Origin of the sequence: Herbaspirillum sp. RV1423, assembly GCF_000577615.1 — a bacterium.
Classification (GTDB): domain Bacteria; phylum Pseudomonadota; class Gammaproteobacteria; order Burkholderiales; family Burkholderiaceae_D; genus Herbaspirillum.
In genome coordinates this window covers 77,762-95,671 of sequence record NZ_CBXX010000005.1, presented here as the reverse complement: position 1 = coordinate 95,671, position 17,910 = coordinate 77,762, and the positions used below count along the sequence as shown (strand labels likewise).

Annotated in this window: 16 protein-coding genes; 7 read left to right on the top strand and 9 right to left on the bottom strand. The window is 61.2% G+C overall.

All coding sequences use genetic code 11. The features are described 5' to 3' along the window. Positions 1-74: 74 nt before the first annotated feature. The 5 genes from nirD to RV1423_RS07005 all read left to right on the top strand — a co-directional run bounded on the left by nirD (position 75) and on the right by RV1423_RS07005 (position 6,082). A complete protein-coding gene (gene nirD / locus RV1423_RS07025; RefSeq protein WP_034294792.1) occupies positions 75-431 on the top strand; it encodes a nitrite reductase small subunit NirD in 357 nt (118 codons plus the stop codon). Continuing rightward, on the top strand, positions 428-1,681 hold the full coding sequence (locus RV1423_RS07020) for an NAD(P)/FAD-dependent oxidoreductase (protein WP_051516539.1): 1,254 nt from the start codon (positions 428-430) through the stop codon (positions 1,679-1,681). The genes nirD and RV1423_RS07020 overlap by 4 nt, the downstream gene beginning before the upstream one ends. Positions 1,682-1,694: 13 nt before the next feature. Beyond that, positions 1,695-4,433: a nitrate reductase gene (locus tag RV1423_RS07015; RefSeq protein WP_034294790.1), complete on the top strand. Its 2,739-nt coding sequence runs from the start codon at positions 1,695-1,697 to the stop codon at positions 4,431-4,433. An 85-nt stretch (positions 4,434-4,518) separates the two neighbouring features. After that, positions 4,519-5,565 (top strand): 5'-methylthioadenosine/S-adenosylhomocysteine nucleosidase, encoded by a 1,047-nt coding sequence (locus RV1423_RS07010; protein WP_034294788.1) that lies wholly within the window; start codon positions 4,519-4,521, stop codon positions 5,563-5,565. A gap of 115 nt (positions 5,566-5,680) precedes the next feature. Next, positions 5,681-6,082 carry a hypothetical protein gene (locus RV1423_RS07005; protein WP_034294787.1) on the top strand — a complete coding sequence of 134 codons (402 nt, stop codon included), beginning with the start codon at positions 5,681-5,683 and terminating at the stop codon, positions 6,080-6,082. 20 nt (positions 6,083-6,102) lie between these two features. Here RV1423_RS07005 and RV1423_RS07000 read toward each other — a convergent pair whose 3' ends face one another. Further along, positions 6,103-7,377, bottom strand: coding sequence for a glucarate dehydratase family protein (locus tag RV1423_RS07000; protein WP_034294785.1), 1,275 nt, complete (start codon positions 7,375-7,377; stop codon positions 6,103-6,105). 32 nt (positions 7,378-7,409) lie between these two features. Further along, the gene (locus RV1423_RS06995; protein WP_034294783.1) at positions 7,410-8,717 is read right to left on the bottom strand and encodes an MFS transporter; all 1,308 of its coding nucleotides are present in this window, start codon (positions 8,715-8,717) and stop codon (positions 7,410-7,412) included. Positions 8,718-8,969: 252 nt separating this feature from the next. Here RV1423_RS06995 and RV1423_RS06990 point away from each other — a divergent pair, with 252 nt between their 5' ends. After that, complete coding sequence (locus RV1423_RS06990) at positions 8,970-9,668, top strand: GntR family transcriptional regulator (protein ID WP_034294781.1); 699 nt, start codon at positions 8,970-8,972, stop codon at positions 9,666-9,668. A 70-nt stretch (positions 9,669-9,738) separates the two neighbouring features. On the opposite strand, the gene RV1423_RS06985 is transcribed toward RV1423_RS06990, so the two are convergent. From RV1423_RS06985 to rph, 7 genes are all read right to left on the bottom strand, one after another. Beyond that, positions 9,739-10,401 (bottom strand): hypothetical protein, encoded by a 663-nt coding sequence (locus tag RV1423_RS06985; RefSeq protein WP_051516538.1) that lies wholly within the window; start codon positions 10,399-10,401, stop codon positions 9,739-9,741. Continuing rightward, a complete protein-coding gene (locus RV1423_RS06980; protein WP_197034892.1) occupies positions 10,398-11,087 on the bottom strand; it encodes an SCO family protein in 690 nt (229 codons plus the stop codon). Before RV1423_RS06980 ends, RV1423_RS06985 begins: the two co-directional genes overlap by 4 nt. Before the next feature lie 442 nt (positions 11,088-11,529). After that, a complete protein-coding gene (locus RV1423_RS06975) occupies positions 11,530-13,566 on the bottom strand; it encodes a bifunctional diguanylate cyclase/phosphodiesterase (protein ID WP_034294779.1) in 2,037 nt (678 codons plus the stop codon). Between the two features lie 4 nt (positions 13,567-13,570). Continuing rightward, positions 13,571-14,773 (bottom strand): HDOD domain-containing protein, encoded by a 1,203-nt coding sequence (locus RV1423_RS06970; protein WP_034294777.1) that lies wholly within the window; start codon positions 14,771-14,773, stop codon positions 13,571-13,573. Positions 14,774-14,919: 146 nt separating this feature from the next. Then, on the bottom strand, positions 14,920-16,173 hold the full coding sequence (hemW, locus tag RV1423_RS06965) for a radical SAM family heme chaperone HemW (protein WP_034295171.1): 1,254 nt from the start codon (positions 16,171-16,173) through the stop codon (positions 14,920-14,922). Further along, positions 16,173-16,757 carry an RdgB/HAM1 family non-canonical purine NTP pyrophosphatase gene (gene rdgB / locus RV1423_RS06960; protein WP_034294775.1) on the bottom strand — a complete coding sequence of 195 codons (585 nt, stop codon included), beginning with the start codon at positions 16,755-16,757 and terminating at the stop codon, positions 16,173-16,175. Before rdgB ends, hemW begins: the two co-directional genes overlap by 1 nt. Positions 16,758-16,894: 137 nt before the next feature. Further along, the gene (gene rph, locus RV1423_RS06955) at positions 16,895-17,629 is read right to left on the bottom strand and encodes a ribonuclease PH (RefSeq protein WP_034294773.1); all 735 of its coding nucleotides are present in this window, start codon (positions 17,627-17,629) and stop codon (positions 16,895-16,897) included. Between the two features lie 20 nt (positions 17,630-17,649). Between rph and RV1423_RS29725 the strand changes: the two genes are divergently transcribed. Further along, a complete protein-coding gene (locus RV1423_RS29725) occupies positions 17,650-17,907 on the top strand; it encodes a hypothetical protein (RefSeq protein WP_155835044.1) in 258 nt (85 codons plus the stop codon). The last annotated feature ends 3 nt before the right edge of the window (positions 17,908-17,910 follow it).

Below are 17,910 nucleotides of genomic sequence, written 5' to 3'. Positions count from 1 at the left end.
GGTTGATCGAAGACACGGCACTGGGTCCTGACTTTCGTCAGGACGACGGGGATGGATAGATGAAGGAGAAACACATGCACAGCGACCGACAAATTGAACACTGGATCGAAGTCTGCGACATCGCCGACATCGTGCCCAATACCGGCGTCTGCGCGCTGATCAACGGCGAACAGGTGGCGGTATTCCACGTCATCGACGGCAGCCGGAATGAAACGCGCGTGTTCGCCATCGGCAACTACGATCCCAACGCGGAAGCCTCGGTGCTGTCGCGCGGCCTGGTCGGCAGCATCGGCGAACGCGTCGTGGTCGCCTCGCCGATTTACAAACAGCATTTTGACCTGCAGACCGGCGAATGCCTGGAAGCCCCGGAACACTCGGTCAGCGCCTATCCGGCGCGCGTCGACGGCGGCAAGGTGTGGGTGGCCGCATGACAATCGTTCCGGCTCCTGTCGATTCTTCAACAAAACCGTCGCTGGTCGTGATCGGCAACGGCATGGCCGGCATGCGCACGGTGGAAGAATTGCTGAAGCTGGCGCCGGATCTGTACGACATCACCGTGTTCGGCGCCGAACCGCACGGCAACTACAACCGCATCCTGCTGTCGCCGGTGCTGGCAGGCGACAAGAGCATCGCCGACATCATGCTCAACACGCATGAGTGGTACGCGCAAAACAACATCACGCTGCACGCCGGCGATCCGATCGAAAAAATCGACCGTCGCCGCCGCATCGTGCGATCGCAGGCCGGCGTCGAAATCCGCTACGACCGCCTGCTGCTGGCGACCGGCTCCAAGCCTTTCATCATCCCGGTGCCGGGGCATGCGTTGCCGGGCGTGATCGCCTTCCGCGATATCCAGGATGTCAACGCCATGCTCGACGCCGCACGCAACCACCGCCACGCGGTGGTGATCGGCGGCGGCCTGCTCGGCCTGGAAGCCGCCAACGGCCTGCTGCGCCAGGGCATGGACGTGACCGTGGTGCATGTCACCGACAGCCTCATGAACCAGCAACTGGACAAGCCCGCCGCGGCCTTGCTCAAAAAAGCGCTGGAAATGAAAGGCTTGCGCTTCCTGCTCAATGCACAGACGGAAGAAATCGTCGGCGCCGACCGCGTCACGGCCGTGCGTTTCAAAGACGGCGCTGAAATCCCCGCCGATCTGGTTGTCATGACCGCCGGCGTGCGTCCCAATATCGGCCTGGCCAAAGACGCCGGCCTGCATTGCGATCGCGCCATCGTGGTCGACGACACGCTGCAAACCTACGACCCGCGCATCTATGCCGTCGGCGAATGCGTGCAGCATCGCCAGGCCACCTTCGGCCTGGTCGCACCGATCTGGGATCAGGCGCGCGTGTGCGGCGCCCATCTGGCCGGCGCCGGACATCGCCGCTACATACAGCAGGCGACCGCGACCAAACTCAAGGTCACCGGCGTCGACCTGTATTCCGCCGGCGATTTCATCGGCGCCGAAGACACCGAAGACCTGGTGCTGCGCGATCCGCGCCGCGGCATCTACAAACGGCTGGTGCTCAAGGGCAGCCGGCTGATCGGGGCTGTGCTGTACGGCGACGTCAAGGACGGCCCGTGGTATTTCGACCTGATCCAGAAAGGCGGCGACATCTCCGCCATCCGTCATCAATTGCTGTTCGGCCAGGCGCTGTGCAATCCCACCAAGGCAGCCTGATCAGGAAACCATCGTGAATCTATCCCAAGCTCCGCTCTCCGTCCCCGGCACCAAGACCACCTGCCCGTATTGCGGCGTCGGTTGCGGCGTGCGCGCTTCCTTGCAGGCCGACGGCGCGATTGCCATTGCCGGCGACGAACTGCATCCGGCCAACAAGGGCCGCCTGTGCGTGAAGGGATCGGCGCTCGGCGAAACCGTCGATCTCGACGGCCGCCTGCTGCATCCCAAGATGCGCGACGCCGGCGGCAACCTGCAGCGCGTGAGCTGGGACGCCGCGCTCGACAAGGTGGCGGGCGGCTTGCGCGGCATCATCGACCGGCATGGCCCCGATGCGGTGGCGCTGTATGTCTCCGGCCAGTTGCTGACCGAGGATTATTACATCGCCAACAAGCTGATGAAAGGCTACATCGGCAGCGCCAACATCGACACCAACTCGCGCCTGTGCATGTCGTCGGCCGTGGCCGGCCACAAGCGCGCCTTCGGCGAAGACCTGGTGCCGATCTGCTACGACGACCTGGAACAGGCCGACATGGTGGTCCTGGTCGGCTCCAATACGGCATGGTGCCATCCCATTCTTTTTCAACGGATTGCCAAGGCCAGGGAAAACCGGCCCGGGATGAAACTGATCGTCATCGATCCGCGCCGCACCGCCACCTGCGAACTGGCCGACCTGCATTTGCCGGTCAAGGCCGGCACCGACGTCTGGCTGTTCAACGGCCTGATGAGCTTCCTGGCGCATCGCGGCGCGCGCGACAACGCGTTCGTCGATGCGCACACTGCCGGCCTCGGTGAGGCGCTGGCGGTTGCCGACGCCGATTGCGCCGACCCGCAGGAAGTCGCGCGCATCTGCAAGATCGATATCGACGATCTGCTGGCCTTTTACCAACTGTTCGCCGATACCGAAAAAGTCATCACGGCGTTCTCGATGGGCGTCAACCAGTCCAGCGCCGGCACCGACAAGGTCAACAGCATCATCAACTGCCACCTGATCAGCGGCCGCATCGGCAAGCCCGGCATGGGACCGTTTTCGATCACCGGCCAGCCCAACGCCATGGGCGGACGCGAAGTCGGCGGCCTGGCCAACATGCTGGCCGCGCACATGGATCTCGACAATGCCCTGCACCGCGACACCGTGCAAACCTTCTGGGATTCGCCGCGCATTGCCGACCGTCCCGGCCTGAAAGCGGTCGACCTGTTCAACGCCATTGAAGCCGGCCGGATCAAGGCGGTCTGGATCATGGCGACCAATCCCATGGTCAGCCTGCCGGATGCCAATGTGGTCCGGCGCGCGCTGTCCCAATGCGAACTGGTGGTTTCTTCCGACATCATCGAAAACACCGACACCAATGCCTTCGCGCATATCCTGCTGCCGGCGCTGGGCTGGGGCGAAAAGGATGGCACGGTCACCAATTCGGAGCGCCGCATCTCGCGCCAGCGGCCCTTTCTGTCCGCCCCCGGCGAAGCGCGTGGCGACTGGCAAGTGATCTGCGACGTCGCCAAACGCATGGGCTACCGCGGTTTCGATTTTGCCGGCGTACATGAAATTTTCGACGAACACGCGCGCCTGAGCGCTTATCGCAACGGCCCGCCGCAGATCGCCGGCAACAGCATGCGCATGTTCAATCTGGACGGCCTGACCGGCATGGACAAACGGCAATTCGATGCACTGCAACCGATCCAGTGGCCGGCAACGCGCACAACCGACGCGCAGATCGCCGGTACAGCTCGCCTGTTCGGCGACCGCTGCTACGCGCATCCCGACGGCAAGGCGCGCTTCGTGCCTACACCGCCGCGCGGTCCTGCGCATCTGCCCGATGAAGAGTTTCCGCTGGTGCTCAACACCGGCCGCGTGCGCGACCAGTGGCACACCATGACGCGCACCGGCAAATCGGCGCGGCTGGCCGACCACGTTCCGGAATCCTTCGTCGACATGCACCCGCAAGATGCGCTACGCTACGGCGTGCGCGAAGGCAGCCTGGCGCGCATCAGCTCGCGCTGGGGCGCGATGGTGGCGCGCGTGCAGCACAGCGGCGGCATCGCGCGCGGCAGCGTGTTCGTGCCGATCCACTGGAACAACCAGACCGCCTCGGACGCGCGCGTCGGCGCATTGGTGAATCCGGTGGTCGATCCCGTTTCGGGCGAACCGGAGTTCAAGCACACGCCGGTCAACATCGAAGAATTCGGCGTGTCCTGGCACGGCTTCATCCTCAGCCGCAAAGCGTTGACGCTCGACGCCATCACGCACTGGACGCGCATCCAGGGCCGCGACTTCGCCCGCTACGAACTGGCCGGCCGCAACGTCGTCAATGACCACAGCGCCTGGGCACGCACGCTGCTCGGCGTGCACGACATCGACGCCGACTGGCTCGAATATGAAGACCGCACCGCAGGCGTCTACCGCGCCGTGCATATCGACAATGACCGCATCGACATGTGCCTCTTCATGTCGACACGCCCCGACCTACCCTCGCGCGCCTGGCTGGCGGGCCTGTTCGACAAGGAGCAACTGGAGGAAGCCGACCGCGTCGGCCTGCTGATTGGCCAACCCATCGAAAAAGGCGCCGACACCGGTCCGACCGTCTGCTCCTGCTTCGGCGTGGGCCGCAACACCATCTGCAATACGGTGCGTGAAAAAGGCTTGAAGACGGTCGCCGAAGTCACTGGCTGCCTCAAAGCCGGCGGCAATTGCGGCTCCTGCGTGCCGGAGATCAAGAAGCTGTTGGTGGAGACGCATGCGGCGGAAACCGCCTGACGTATCCGCGCGAATAAACGCTGGCGAAATTCTTCATTATTCGGCATCCTTTGCGCTTCTTGCTCCTGCTGCGAAAGGATCGCCCTTGCCTGCCCTCATTTCCCACCTGAAGAAATTGGCCTGCACGCTGCTGGCCGGTGCTCTGCTGCTGACCGCAACCGGCGCGGCCCAGGCTGAAAAGAAACGCTGCCTCAGCGAATGCCGGCCGCGCATCGGCATCGTTTCCGCATTCGGCGCCGAAGCGGACATACTGCTTGAACAGACGCAGAAAAAACGCGATTGGCGCATCAACGGCAATCGCTTCACCACCGGCATCTTGCGCGGCAATCCGGTGGTCATCGTGCTGAGCGGCGTCAGCATGGTCAATGCCACCATGGTCACGCAATTGATGCTGGATCACTTCCATGTGGAGCGCCTGCTGATGAGCGGTATCGCCGGCGGCGTCGATCCGGATCACCATGTCGGCGATGTGATCGTGCCGGAGCGCTGGGCCATGCCGATGGAAGTCTATTGGAACGGCGACGGCAGCGTGCCGGGGCCGTGCGGTGCGGCGGCGGATGTCGGTTGCCTGGGACTCAGACTGGCAACGCATGACGGCAAGGCCCGGCCGGACTTCAGGTTCGAAACGGCCGCCGGTCCGGTCAGCAGCGGCCTGTTCATGCGCGACAGTTTTGTCATGAATGGCGGCAACGCGCCGCAGGGCGAATTCCGTTTCGATTTCGAGGCCGATGCGGAGATGCTGGCATTGGCGCGCACCTTGCGACCGGCGCTGGCCAAATGCGGTCCGAAAAATCCGGCGTTGTGCGTCAGCACGCAGCCGATGCTGACCGTCGGCGGACGCGGCGTTTCCGGAACGGCTTTTCTGGCCAATCCGGGTTACCGCGCTTATCTGCATGAAACCATCCAGGCGCAGCTTGTCGATATGGAAACGGCCGCCTTCGCCCAAGTTGCTTATGCCAACCGCGTGCCTTTCATCGCGTTTCGCAGCTTGTCCGACCTGGCGGGCGGCAACGATTTCACGGATGTCGGCGCTTTTTTCAGCAGCGGGCTGGCTGAAAGCAATGAGGCGAGCGTGACGCTGGCTTTTCTGGAAGCCTGGCGCCAGCGGCGAGACCAGCAAAACCATCGATGATTAATTAGAAGTTTTGCGAACATTTGCCGGCATTAGTTGCAATCAATGTCCCCCAGCGAACCCTGGCGCGGATTCTTCGTCTGATTGTCCAGACAATTTCATGGAGAGTCTGGACATGATCGCTACATTCACCACCGACAAGGTCGTCCCGTTATTGAAGTCGCTTGTATTGGCCGCCTGCTGCGCGGGTTGGCTCCATCCGGCAAGCGCGCAACAGCCCGAGGTTGGCACGCCGCTAGCGAAGCCGCTGCCCGATGAGATCGTCCGCAGCAGCGGCAAATGGGGCGACCGCGCGTCCTGGCGCGATCTTGGCACGCCAAATGTTGTTGTACCAACGCCGAACGCCTCTGCGCCGCTTCAGTTCAAAACCGCAGACCCCGCCTGGTGGGGCGTACTGGATGTCGTCGGATACCTTGCCCCTGCCGTCAAACCTGCGGAACCGTCCAACCTGGGGATTGCCGGCAAACCCTATCAGCCGCTTCCGCGGGTCAACAGCCCCGTTCCGCCATCCAATTGAACGGACGAACGACCGCCGGCCTAGAAGCGCGGTTTGACAGTTTTCCAATCCGGTTTGTACTTGCGCATCTGGCGCACGTCGTCGCGCGACCGGATGCCGCAGCCCAGATACAACTCGTGCAGCTTGGCCAATTGGTCGCGGTCTAGTTCCACGCCAAGGCCGGGCGCGCGCGTGATGCTGACACAACCGTTGCGGATCGCCAGCTTGCCGCCCTTGATGACTTCTTCGTCGGCTTCCTGCCAGGGATAATGCGTGTCGCAGGCGTAGGACAGGTTCGGCACCGCCGCCGCCACATGCGACATCGCCATCAGGCTGATGCCGAGGTGGGAATTGGAATGCATCGATACGCCCAGCCCGAAGGTGTCGCACATCAGCGCGAGCAACTGCGTGTCGCGCAGGCCGCCCCAGTAATGATGGTCGGCCAGCACGATCTGCACGCTGTTCAAGGCGACGCTGCGGCGGAACTCGTCGAAGTCGGTCACCACCATGTTGGTCGCCAGCGGTAAACCGGTGCGGCGATGCAGTTCGGCCATGCCTTCCAGCCCCGGTGTCGGATCCTCGTAGTATTGCAGGTCATCGCCGAGCAGTTCGGCCATGCGCACCGCAGTTTCCAGCGACCAGTTGCCGTTGGGGTCGATGCGCAGCGGCGCGTTCGGAAAAGCCTTCTTCAATGCCTTGATGCAGGCAACCTCATGTTCCGGTTCGAGCGCGCCGGCCTTGAGCTTGATGCTCTGGAAGCCGTTCTCGTCGATCATCTTGCGCGCCTGGGCGACGATCTGTTCTTCGCTCAAGGCTTCGCCCCAGGCGTCCGGCGCGTAAGGGCTGTCGATGTGTTGTGCATACTTGAAGAACAGGTAGGCGCTGAACGGTATCTCGGTACGCACGGCGCCGCCCAGCAAGTCGACCAGCGGCACATTCAGGTGGCGCGCCTGGACGTCGAGCAAGGCTACTTCAAAAGCGGAATAGGCATTGCTGACTGCCTTGCTTGCTTGCGAGCCCGGCGCCAGCTCGGCGCCGCCATTGCCGGCCGGCGACATGCCTGCGACCATGGCCTTGACGATGGCGCGCAGGCCGTTGAAGTTGAACGGGTCGAGGCCGATCAGTTGCGTCTTGACCTTGTCAAGGACCGCCAGCGCCGGCGCGTCGCCGTAGCTTTCGCCAAGACCTAAATGGCCGTTGTCGGTTTCGATTTCAATGATGGAGCGCAAGGCGTACGGCTCATGGATGCCGCTGGCGTTGAGCAGGGGCGCATCCTTGAATGCGATCGGAGTGACGGTGACGCGTGAAATCTTCATGGCAGGTCTTCTGTCTGTGTTTCAGGAATGGATTATTTCTTGCTGCCGGTGCGGGCGAAAAACACCACGATCGCCGCCGCCACCGAGGTCGCCGCCAGCGCATACAGGCCGCCCTGGATGGAGCCGGTCTTCTGTTCGAGGAAGCCGAACGTGGTCGGCGCGACGAAGCCTCCCAGGTTGCCCAGCGAATTGATCAGCGCAATCACCGCCGCTGCGATGCGGGCGTCGAGATAGGCTTGCGGAATCGGCCAGAACAGCGAGGACGCCGCCTTGAAGCCGACGGCGGCAAAGCAGATCGATACGAAGGCGAACACCGGACCGCCGAAGGTCGAGACATACATGCCGATGGCCGCAATGATCAGCGCGGCGGCCGCCCAGGCTTGCTGGAACCTGAAGCGCGCCGCCAGGCTGGCGAACAGGTACATGGCGATGATGGAGATGATCCACGGGATCGAGTTGAACAGCCCGACCTGGAAATCCGAATAGGCGCCCATCTTGCGGATGATGCTGGGCAGCCAGAACGTCGCGCCGTAAATCGTCAGCGAAATCGAGAAATAGATGAAGCAGAAGATGGCGATCTGGCCGTCGCGCAGCAGCGACCATGCCGAGACATGCGCCGGCTTGTTCTTTTGCCGCTCCTCCTGCTCGGCGGCGATGGCGTCGGCGACGAGATCGCGTTCGCGCTGGCTCAGCCAGGTCGCATCGGCCGGCCTCGAATCGAGCCAGAACCAGACCACGCCGCACAGCACTACCGAGGCCATGCCTTCGATGATGAACATCCATTGCCAGCCGTGCAGGCCGCCGCCTTCGATCTGCAACAGCGCGCCCGACACCGGGCCGGACAAGATCGACGCCAGCGCCGAACCGCTCAGGAAAATCGCCATGGCCTTGCCGCGCTCGCCGGCGGGCAGCCATTGCGTGAAGTAGTAGATCACGCCCGGGAAGAATCCAGCTTCCGCCACGCCGAGCACGAAGCGCAGCACATAAAACGACGTCTCGCCCTGCACGAAAGCCATCGCGGTCGCGGCGATGCCCCAGGTCAGCATGATGCGCGTCAGCCAGGCTTTGGCGCCGAATTTTTGCAGCAGCATGTTCGACGGCACTTCGAAGATGGCGTAGCCGACGAAGAACAGGCCCGCTCCCAATCCGTACGCCGCAGTGCCGATGCCGATGTCGGCGGCCAGGTGCGTGCGCACGAAGCCGATATTGACGCGGTCGATGTAATTGACGATGAACATGATGACGAACAGCGGCAAGATGCGCTGCTTGATCTTTGCTATTGCACTGTCCAACGGCGACGGGATCTTGCCCGCGATACTTGCTGCCTGCGCTGTGCCCACTGCTTGTCTCCTGCGTTTTTTTGCTTCCGAAGAAGGCTTTGGCGGCGCCAATGCGTCACCTTTGCGGCATTAAAACACTAATATATTAGTGTGTCAATGCACAAAAACTGCTTTATCATGCAGATAACATTGCAGATCAGGCAGGCATTGCGCTTTATCTCAGGCAGGCTCGTTTCTTCACCTGTTGTTCTCCACCTGTCGCTTGTCGTCCGGACTGCTGTTTTATCGCTTTCTTTTTATTGTGCCTCGCCCATGAACAACCGCTTGCTCCAGCCCCGACATCAACTCGATCGCTCGCGCCACGCCGCGCCGCAAGTGTTCGAGCGACTGCGCGAGGCCATCATCACGATGCAACTGACGCCTGGCACGGTCCTCTCGCGCGCGGAACTGGCGCTGCAATTCGGCCTGAGCCAGACGCCGATCCGCGATGCGCTGATGAAGCTGGGCGAAGAAGGGTTGGTGGATATTTTCCCGCAGCATGCGACGGTGGTGCGCGCCGTGGACATCGCGATGGCGCGCCAGGCGCATTTCCTGCGCCGCTCCATCGAACTGGAAATCGTCCATGTGCTGGCGTCGACGCCCAATCCGGCACTGATCGCACGGCTGGAAGCCAGCATCGAAAAGCAGCGCGTGCTGGCCGACAGCGAGGACTACAGCGAATTTGTCGAAGCCGACCAGGACTTCCACCGGCACATGTATGAAGCAGCCGAGATTCCCGATTTGTGGGCCATGGTGCGACGCCATAGCGGCCACCTGGATCGCCTGCGCGCGCTGCATGTGCCGATTCCCGGCAAGGCGCACGCGGTGCTGCGCGACCACATTGCCATCGTCAAGGCAATCGCGGCCGGCGATCCGGCCGCGGCGCAAGACGCCTTGCGTGCGCACCTGTCAGGCACGCTCTCGCACCTGGACGATATCCGGGCGCGTTTCCCGCATTACCTCAAGGATTGAAACGGCCATCGCAAAGTACCATGCGAACAGCAAGGAAAGCCGATGCCAGCGGGATGAATGCGATTAAATGCTATTCCTTGCAGGCGGCGCGGCCTATGCCGCTATTGTCGTCGAGGATGCCGCCCTGCCGAAGACCGTTCTTCGGAGCGACCGCACGCGAGTTGGAGACGCACCACCACATGGGCAAAATGACCGCCAGCGCCACCAGACCGATGCCGGTACGGACCTGATCGTCCAGCAGATAGCTGTTGCAAAGGCGTTGCGTCGCATTCTGATACATCATCCCGGCCATCGCCATCATCCAGACAATGCCGCCGATGAAAAATATCTGCACCACAATATGGCTCTTGCGCAAAGCCCCGGGCAATAAGGCGCCGGCGAGAGTCAGGCTAAGGAACTTGGCGAAGTCGTCGAACGGGTTGATCACAGCGCGCTCGATCGCATTCGGCACCATCCAGTAAGCACAGGAAAACAGCAACGCCAGCATGCTCGCCAGACCGTGCGCATCGCATTTCCGCCACAGGCGGTGCAGTGCCGGTCGGCGCGGGGGAAACGCCGGGGGACGCAAGTTCGCCAGCAATACCCCGCTCAGGATCAGCAACGGCATCTGCAGCAGCACGTGGCTGAACATGGTGGATTCCAGCATCCGCCGGGCCATGATGGCGATGAAAAAGAGGATGCCCGAGACCAACACGGCGGTGGTGTTTTGCCTGAGAATTTCCAGCGATTTCATGATGCCGCCAACGACAACCTGCGCTTGCCGAGCGCCAGATTCTCCGCCTCGGCCAATGCCGCATTCGGGTCGCTGGCATCGACAATGTCCACCAGCTTGCCTTCCGGCGTGACGATATGCAACGCTGCGTTGTGCTGGAACTGGCCCAACGGTGCCGGCAGGACGACCACGCCGAAAGTCGCGAGCAACAGGCGCCGCTGCATGCTGTCGGGAACGCTGGCAAACTGCCAGAGCGCATTGTCCGCCTTGAGCGAGCGCGCATATTTTCTCAGATGCGCGGGCGAGTCGGCGGGATCGAAACTGATGCTGATGAGCCGGATATCGCGCTCCAGGCCGCGCTCCCGGATAGTCTGCTGAAGGCGCTGGAATTCGTCGCCAAGCGCGGCGCATATGCCGTTGCAACCCGCGTAGGTAAAGGCGATGATCGCCACGCGGCCATCGGCAGCCAATGCCTGCTGCAATGGCGTATTGCCGCCTGAGGCAAGCGCCAGCCGCGTGTTCGGCACGCTTGTCGGTTGCTGGCTGATGGAGATGCGTCGCGCCTGTTCGCTCGATATCGCGCGGAATCCGGAGGTGACGCGCCATAGCGCGCCCAGCCCAAACAGCGCGATCATGCACAAGACAATCAGCGTACGCGACAATGAGGCGGCGTCCAAAATCTCAACCGGAGGCTCGTAAGTTTTCATGGCACTGAAATCAAAACGGACGGATGGCATGTTCGGACCGTCGGCGGCAGGCGCCCCCGCGAACAGAGCGAAATGGAAGAAGAAAAAATGAAAAATGAGGAATGCAGGGCGCAAACAAAAGCAAAACCGGTTTGTACCCGGTAGGAACGTCACGCCTGGCTTGATCGCTCGGTGTGGTGCACATAAGAGAATGTCGCTTAACAGAACGGTTGATGTTTTTTTTATAACGCTATCGACGCATGGTTCAGGCTATGGCGCCCATTGTTGCCGGCGGCAATGCAACCCCTTCCCTACCCTGCATGCTGCTTTTTTGACAATACCGATGCTTTGTGAAAATCATCGTAAAGAATAACGCAATTTTCCCATACGGCAACAAAAAATTTGATGCCGGACCGCAAGCGACCTTTGCCCGCGATGCGGTGCAGGATGAAACCGGGGAGATTCAGATCGAGGCGGAGAACTTGCGGCCTTCGGTCAGCATGAGATGGAAGTCTGCAGCAGGCACGGGGCGGGAGAACAGATAACCCTGCAATTCATTGCATCCGGCTTCCTTGAGGAAACTGAACTGCTCCATACTCTCGACGCCTTCGGCGATAACCTTGTGCCTGAGCTGCTTGGCAATGCCAATGATGGCGCTGGCGATGGCGCAATCGTTGGTGTCGTCGGGAATGCCGGTGGTGAACGAACGGTCGATCTTCAGGGTGTTGATGGGGAAACGCTTCAGGTAAGACAGACTCGAATAGCCGGTGCCGAAATCGTCTAACGAGATAGTCACACCCAGCAGGCAAATCTTTTCCATGATGGAGATGACGCGATCGGTGCTGTTCATCAGCATGCTTTCGGTGATTTCCAGTTCGAGCCAGTCGCCGGTCAACTGATGCCGGCTCAGCGCCGCCCTCACCCGGTCCGGCAAGGAACGCGTGAATTCGCGCGCCGTCACGTTGATGGCGATGCGAATCGGTTCCATGCCGGCGTCTTTCCACTGGCGCGCTTGCGCGCAGGCCGCCTCCAGTACCCACTCGCTCAACTGCACGATCAGGCCGGTCTCTTCGGCAATCGGGATGAAATCCCCCGGCCCCAGCAAGCCGCGCTCGGGATGCTGCCACCGCACCAGCGCTTCGGCACCGGTGATGTGTCCGCCGGCGAAATCGATCTTGGGCTGGTAGTAGAGCAACAGTTCGTTGTATTCGAAGGCGTGCAGCAGGCCGGTTTCGATGCGCAGCAGGTCCAGCGTGTTGCGGTTCATCTCTTCGCTGTAATACGCGTAGCCGCCTTCGTTATTCTCACCGCCCTGCTTGGCGCGGTACATGGCGATGTCGGCCAGGCGCAGCAGGGTTTCGGTGTCGACCGCGTCTTGCGGATACATGCTGATGCCGATGCTGGCGCCGACACGCAGTTCATGACCGTCGATGAAGAACGGTTCGTCGAATAGCGCGATCAACTTTTGCGCGACGAAGCCGGCATGATAATCCTTGTCGATATCGAACAGTGCGATTGCAAATTCATCCGCGCCCAGTCGCGCCACCACATCTTCTTCGCGTAGCGCGCGGCGCAGGCGGATCGCCACTTCGACCAGCAGCATGTCGCCGGCGACATGGCCGAGGGTGTCGTTGATCGGCTTGAAGCGGTTCAGGTCGATGAACATGATGCAGCCGTAGATATTGTCCTGCTGCGCCGCCACCAGCGCCTGATCGACCGTGCGCGTGAGCAGCGTGCGATTGGGCAAGCCGGTCAGCGAATCGTAATAGGCCAGATGATGAATCAGCTTTTCGGCGTTCTTGCGTTCGGTGATGTCGTTGATGTAGCCGATCATGCCGATCGGCTGGCCGTACTGGTCGCGCATGATGGACAGCGACAGGCTGGCCCAGAAGGTTTCACCCGACTTCTTGCGGCGGCGCACTTCCATCTCGCGTCCGCCTTGCGACAGGAAGACGTCGTTGAGCGCAGTGTCGTCCTCATCTTCGTTCTCATACAGGAACAGCACATTGCGGCCGATCGCCTCGATCGCCGTGTAGCCGAACAATTGCTCGGCGCCGCGGTTCCAACTGATGATGAAGCCGGCCTGGTCCATCGTGATGACCGACTCGTGCATCTGGTTGAGAATCTGGGCCTGTTGCTCCAGCTTTGATTCGATCTGGTCCAACGCGCGGCTGCGCTTTTCGGTGTCGGCGCGATTGTGCAGCAGACGGCCGGTCAACGCTGCAAACGATGCAAGGCGAGCGGCTTCGGCTTCCGTGTAACTGTCTGCAGAGTCAGGAAAAACATAAAGGCCGTATGACTGGCCCTGGTGCTCCACGACCTTCGTCCATTGCAGCGCATCGACCGGCGGGCCCGGCAGATAGCGGCCGCCGACGCGACCCAGGAACGTCGAAACAGCGCTGCCCAATGCCTCATGCAGCGCCGCGCCGTCAAGGCCCAACACTGCCTCGAGCAGTGCCGTGCAGCAGGCGAAATCATTGCTGCCGAGAGTGGCGATCATGATGTCAGGCCTCGTGACTGACTTTGGATGCCCAGCGATAGGCTTGTATCAAGGCGCGGCAATAACCTTCAGCAGTGACGCCGCCCGACTCGAGGTCGGTGTGGCGCAAGGGAATACGGCCATATTCGGAACGCTCCACAATATCCAGCAACCGGCCCAGACGGCCGCGTCTCTGCATCAGGGCATCGACGATGTCCTGCGGCAGTCTGAGCGGCTCGATGATGAGTCTTAAAGGCATTGTCAGCAAAATATCCAGCAGCGAAAACATGCCGACGATGAATGCACGGTCCTGCTCGTCGCGGTCGCCATCGAGCTGCTGGCACAATGCCTCCATCATGGCGGCGCGCGCAGCGGCGCGCGGCAGCAGAGGATTGGCCGACTCGTCGCCCGGAAAGCGTGCATACAGCAGCAATTGCAGCCAACGCTGGAGCTGCCGCCGGCCCAGCAGGTTAATGGCCTGGGTGAAATTGGTGATGTGGGCTGAAAAGCCGAAAGCAGCCGAACTGACCAGCTTGAACAACTGGTAGGACAAGGCCGGATCCTGCTTGAGCAAGCCCTCCAGGGCCGGTGCATCGGCGTCGTGCGACACCAGTTCCAGCAGCTTGACCAAACGCCCGCGCGAGATTGCATCCTTCTGCACAATGGTCGACGACGGCAGCAACGGATATTCGCCGCTGAACCAGCGGAAACCTTCGGCGCGGCAAGCGTCGAACCGCACCGGATCAGGCACGTTTTCCGCAAGATGCGGACCGCGCAGGCGGGTCAGCCAGATACCGGCTTCCGGCAAGATGCCGGCGCTGCAATCGAGCGACAGCGATTCGATGAAATCCGGGAACAAGGCATTGCGCGGCGGCAGACCGTCGGCGATCAGTCTATAACCGAGCTTGGTCAGGCGTTCCAGCAAAGGCTGCCTGGCCGGATCGGCACAATACTCCACCGGCACGCGCAAGATCAGCTTGGTGTCCTGCGGCGGCGCGCCGAACTCGCCGACGAATTTATCCGGATTTGGCACCGTCAGGATGCAGGAAAGCCGCCCCATGGCTTCGCCAAGGCCGAATTCGTTGAAAAGCCGGGAAAACAGATCGCTGCCGTTTTCGTCGAGCGGCGAAACATGAAGCGACAGAGCCGTCCATAGGTAATGGACGTCTGCAACGGGCTGTAGAAAAACGAGAGGAAAAGAAGGAATGCTTTTATCCTGGACAGCCATTTTATATAGACATTGCGGTGAGCAGCCGCAACATTTTTAATTAGTCATTAACAATAAATCGGTGAATTTCAAAAGAAAATTCTTATGCGAGTTAAAAATTTTTCTTAATATACCTGAGAAAACCAGACTTGCCTCATTGTTCATGTTCATTCAACTAAAAACATTTCCTGCAAATCGTTGAGAAAGCGCTGCCCCAGCTCGGTCGGGCGAATGGTCTTGTGGTCGCGGTACAGCAAACCCTTTTTTTCGGCTTCGTTCAACGCCGCATCGATATTGTTGATGCTCATGCCGGTACGCTCAGCAAACAAGTTGACCTGGAAACCTTCCTGCAAACGCAAGGCGTTGAGCATGAACTCGAAGCCCAGCGCAGCGCGGCCGATTTCGCCCTCTTCCTGGATCGCATTACCGGCGCGCATCTTCTCCAGATAGGTTTGCGGATGCTTGTGGCGCATCTGCCGCACGATACGATGCGGAAACGACAGTTTGGAATGCGCTCCGGCGCCGATGCCGAGGTAGTCGCCGAATTGCCAATAGTTGAGATTATGGCGCGCCTGGCGCTTCGGCCTGGCGTAGGCCGATACTTCATAGTGCTGGTAGCCGGCCGCAGACGTCAGCGCGGCGATCATGTCCTGCATGTCGGCGCTGGCGTCTTCGTCCGGCACCGGCGGCGGGTATTTGGCGAACAGCGTGTTCGGCTCCAGCGTCAAGTGATACAGCGACAGGTGCGGCGGCGCACAGGCGATGGCGGTTTCGATGTCGCGTTGCGCCTCTTCCACGCTTTGCGACGGCAAGGCGTACATCAGGTCGAGATTGAAATTGTCGAAATTGGCGTGGGCGATCTCGACCGCCTTGCGCGCCTGGTCGCCGTCGTGGATGCGCCCGAGCGCCGCCAGATGCACCGAGTTGAAGCTCTGGATGCCGATCGACAGGCGGTTGACGCCGCTGGCGCGGTAAGACTTGAATTTATCGGCTTCGAAGGTGCCGGGGTTGGCCTCCATGGTAATTTCGATGTCGATGTCCAGCGGCACCAAGGTGCGAATGTCCGACAGCAGACGGTCCAACCCGGCTGCCGACAGCAGGCTGGGCGTACCGCCGCCGATGAAGACGGAATAGATCTTGCGACCCCAGATCAGCGGCAACGCCGATTCCAGGTCGGCGCGCAGAGCGTCGAGGTAGGCGTCTTCGGGAAAGCTGCCCTTCACTTCATGCGAGTTGAAATCGCAATAGGGACACTTCTTCACGCACCACGGAAAATGCACGTACAGCGACAGCGGCGGCAAGGCCGTCAGTTGCAGGCTGCCCGGCTTGAGGAAAGCCAGCGCGGCTTGCGCCGGTTCGGACCGGGCCGGCTGTTCCGGCATCGAGGACGGATCGACGCCGACCGGTTTGATCGGGATGATCATCGCAGCTTCTCAACCAGCGCGCGCAGCGCCTGTCCGCGGTGCGAGCAGGCATTCTTTTCCGCCGGGGTCAATTCGGCTGCGGTCTTGTTCAGCGCCGGCAGCCAGAAGTGAGGGTCGTAACCGAAGCCGCCTGCGCCGCGCGCCTGCGCAACGATTTCGCCGTGCCAGGAACCGTCGGCAATGACCGGCTGCGGGTCGTCGGCATGGCGCACGTAGACCAGCACGCAATAGTAATAGGCGGATTTGTCGTCATGGCCGACGAGGTCGGCAATCAGTTTGGCGTTGTTGGCGGCGTCCGATTTGGGCTCGCCGGCGTAGCGCGCCGACCAGACGCCGGGTGCGCCGCCCAGGGCGTTGACGCATACGCCGGAATCATCGGCCAAAGCGGGCAAGCCGGTCAGGCGGGAAGCGTGGCGCGCTTTTGCCAAGGCATTTTCGACGAAGGTGGCAAACGGTTCTTCCGCTTCCGGAACATCGAATTCGCCTTGCTGACGCACGTCCAGACCGATTTCCCCGAGCAAGGCGCCGAATTCCTTGAGCTTGCCTTGATTATTGGAAGCGAGAACGATTTTTTGTGTCATGACTGATAACAACGGTTGAATGGCCAAAGTAAAAACGCCATGTCCGCAACGACGGACATGGCATGCCGGGATTGTAAAAGGATTCGGCCGAGGCTGCTGGCCGCCGCTCCTTTCGTGCAGGGTATTTCAGCGCGACCTTACTTCGGCAGGCCGAGCGTTTCTTTCTGCAAGGCAAGCAGTTCGCCGATACCCTTCTGGGCGATGTCGAGCAGGCTGTTCAGCGTGGCGCGGTCGAATGCGGCGCCTTCGGCGGTGCCCTGCACCTCGACGAAATGGCCGGCATCGGTCATGACGACGTTCATGTCGGTGTCGCAGTCGGAATCTTCCAGGTAATCGAGATCCAGCACCGGCACGCCGCGGTAGACGCCGACCGAGATCGCGGCAACGAAATGCTTGAGCGGAATCGCTGTAATCAATCCACGACCCAGCAGTACCGAGAATGCATCGTAAGCCGCCACCATGGCGCCGGTAATGGCCGCCGTACGCGTACCGCCGTCGGCTTGTAGGACATCGCAATCGAGATGCAGCGTGCGTTCGCCGAAAGCTTCCAGGTCGAAGGCGGCGCGCAGGGCGCGGCCGATCAGGCGCTGGATTTCCTGCGTACGGCCGGACTGCTTGCCCTTGGCGGCTTCGCGGTCCATGCGCGTATGCGTCGAGCGCGGCAGCATGCCGTATTCGGCGGTCAGCCAGCCCTGCCCTTTGCCCTTGAGGAAGCCGGGCACCTTCTCTTCGATGCTGGCGGTACACAGCACGCGGGTGTCGCCGAATTCCACCAGCACGGAACCTTCGGCATGCCTGGTGTAATGGCGCGTCAGGCGGACGGTACGCAAATCGGCGGTGGCGCGTCCGCTGGGACGTTGAAACTGGGTCATGGGTCTTCCTCTGGAAATCGGTGGCGGTCGCCCTGCGTTTTGTCGCTCGGGCAGAACCGGGTGAACAGGTTTTGATGGCGCGCGGCAAACAAACTTTTTACAATGCGCTATTCAAACCCAAATACAATCACGCCTCACAGACGCGACGTAATATTTTTTACCGGCATTGTCTTGATAAATTGCCGGTTTGTAAAGGAAGCGCCGCGGCGCTCCACGCAAATCATCATCCCGGCCGTCCGCACAAACATGGGCGGCCAGACATCCGGAGAATCGATTGACCA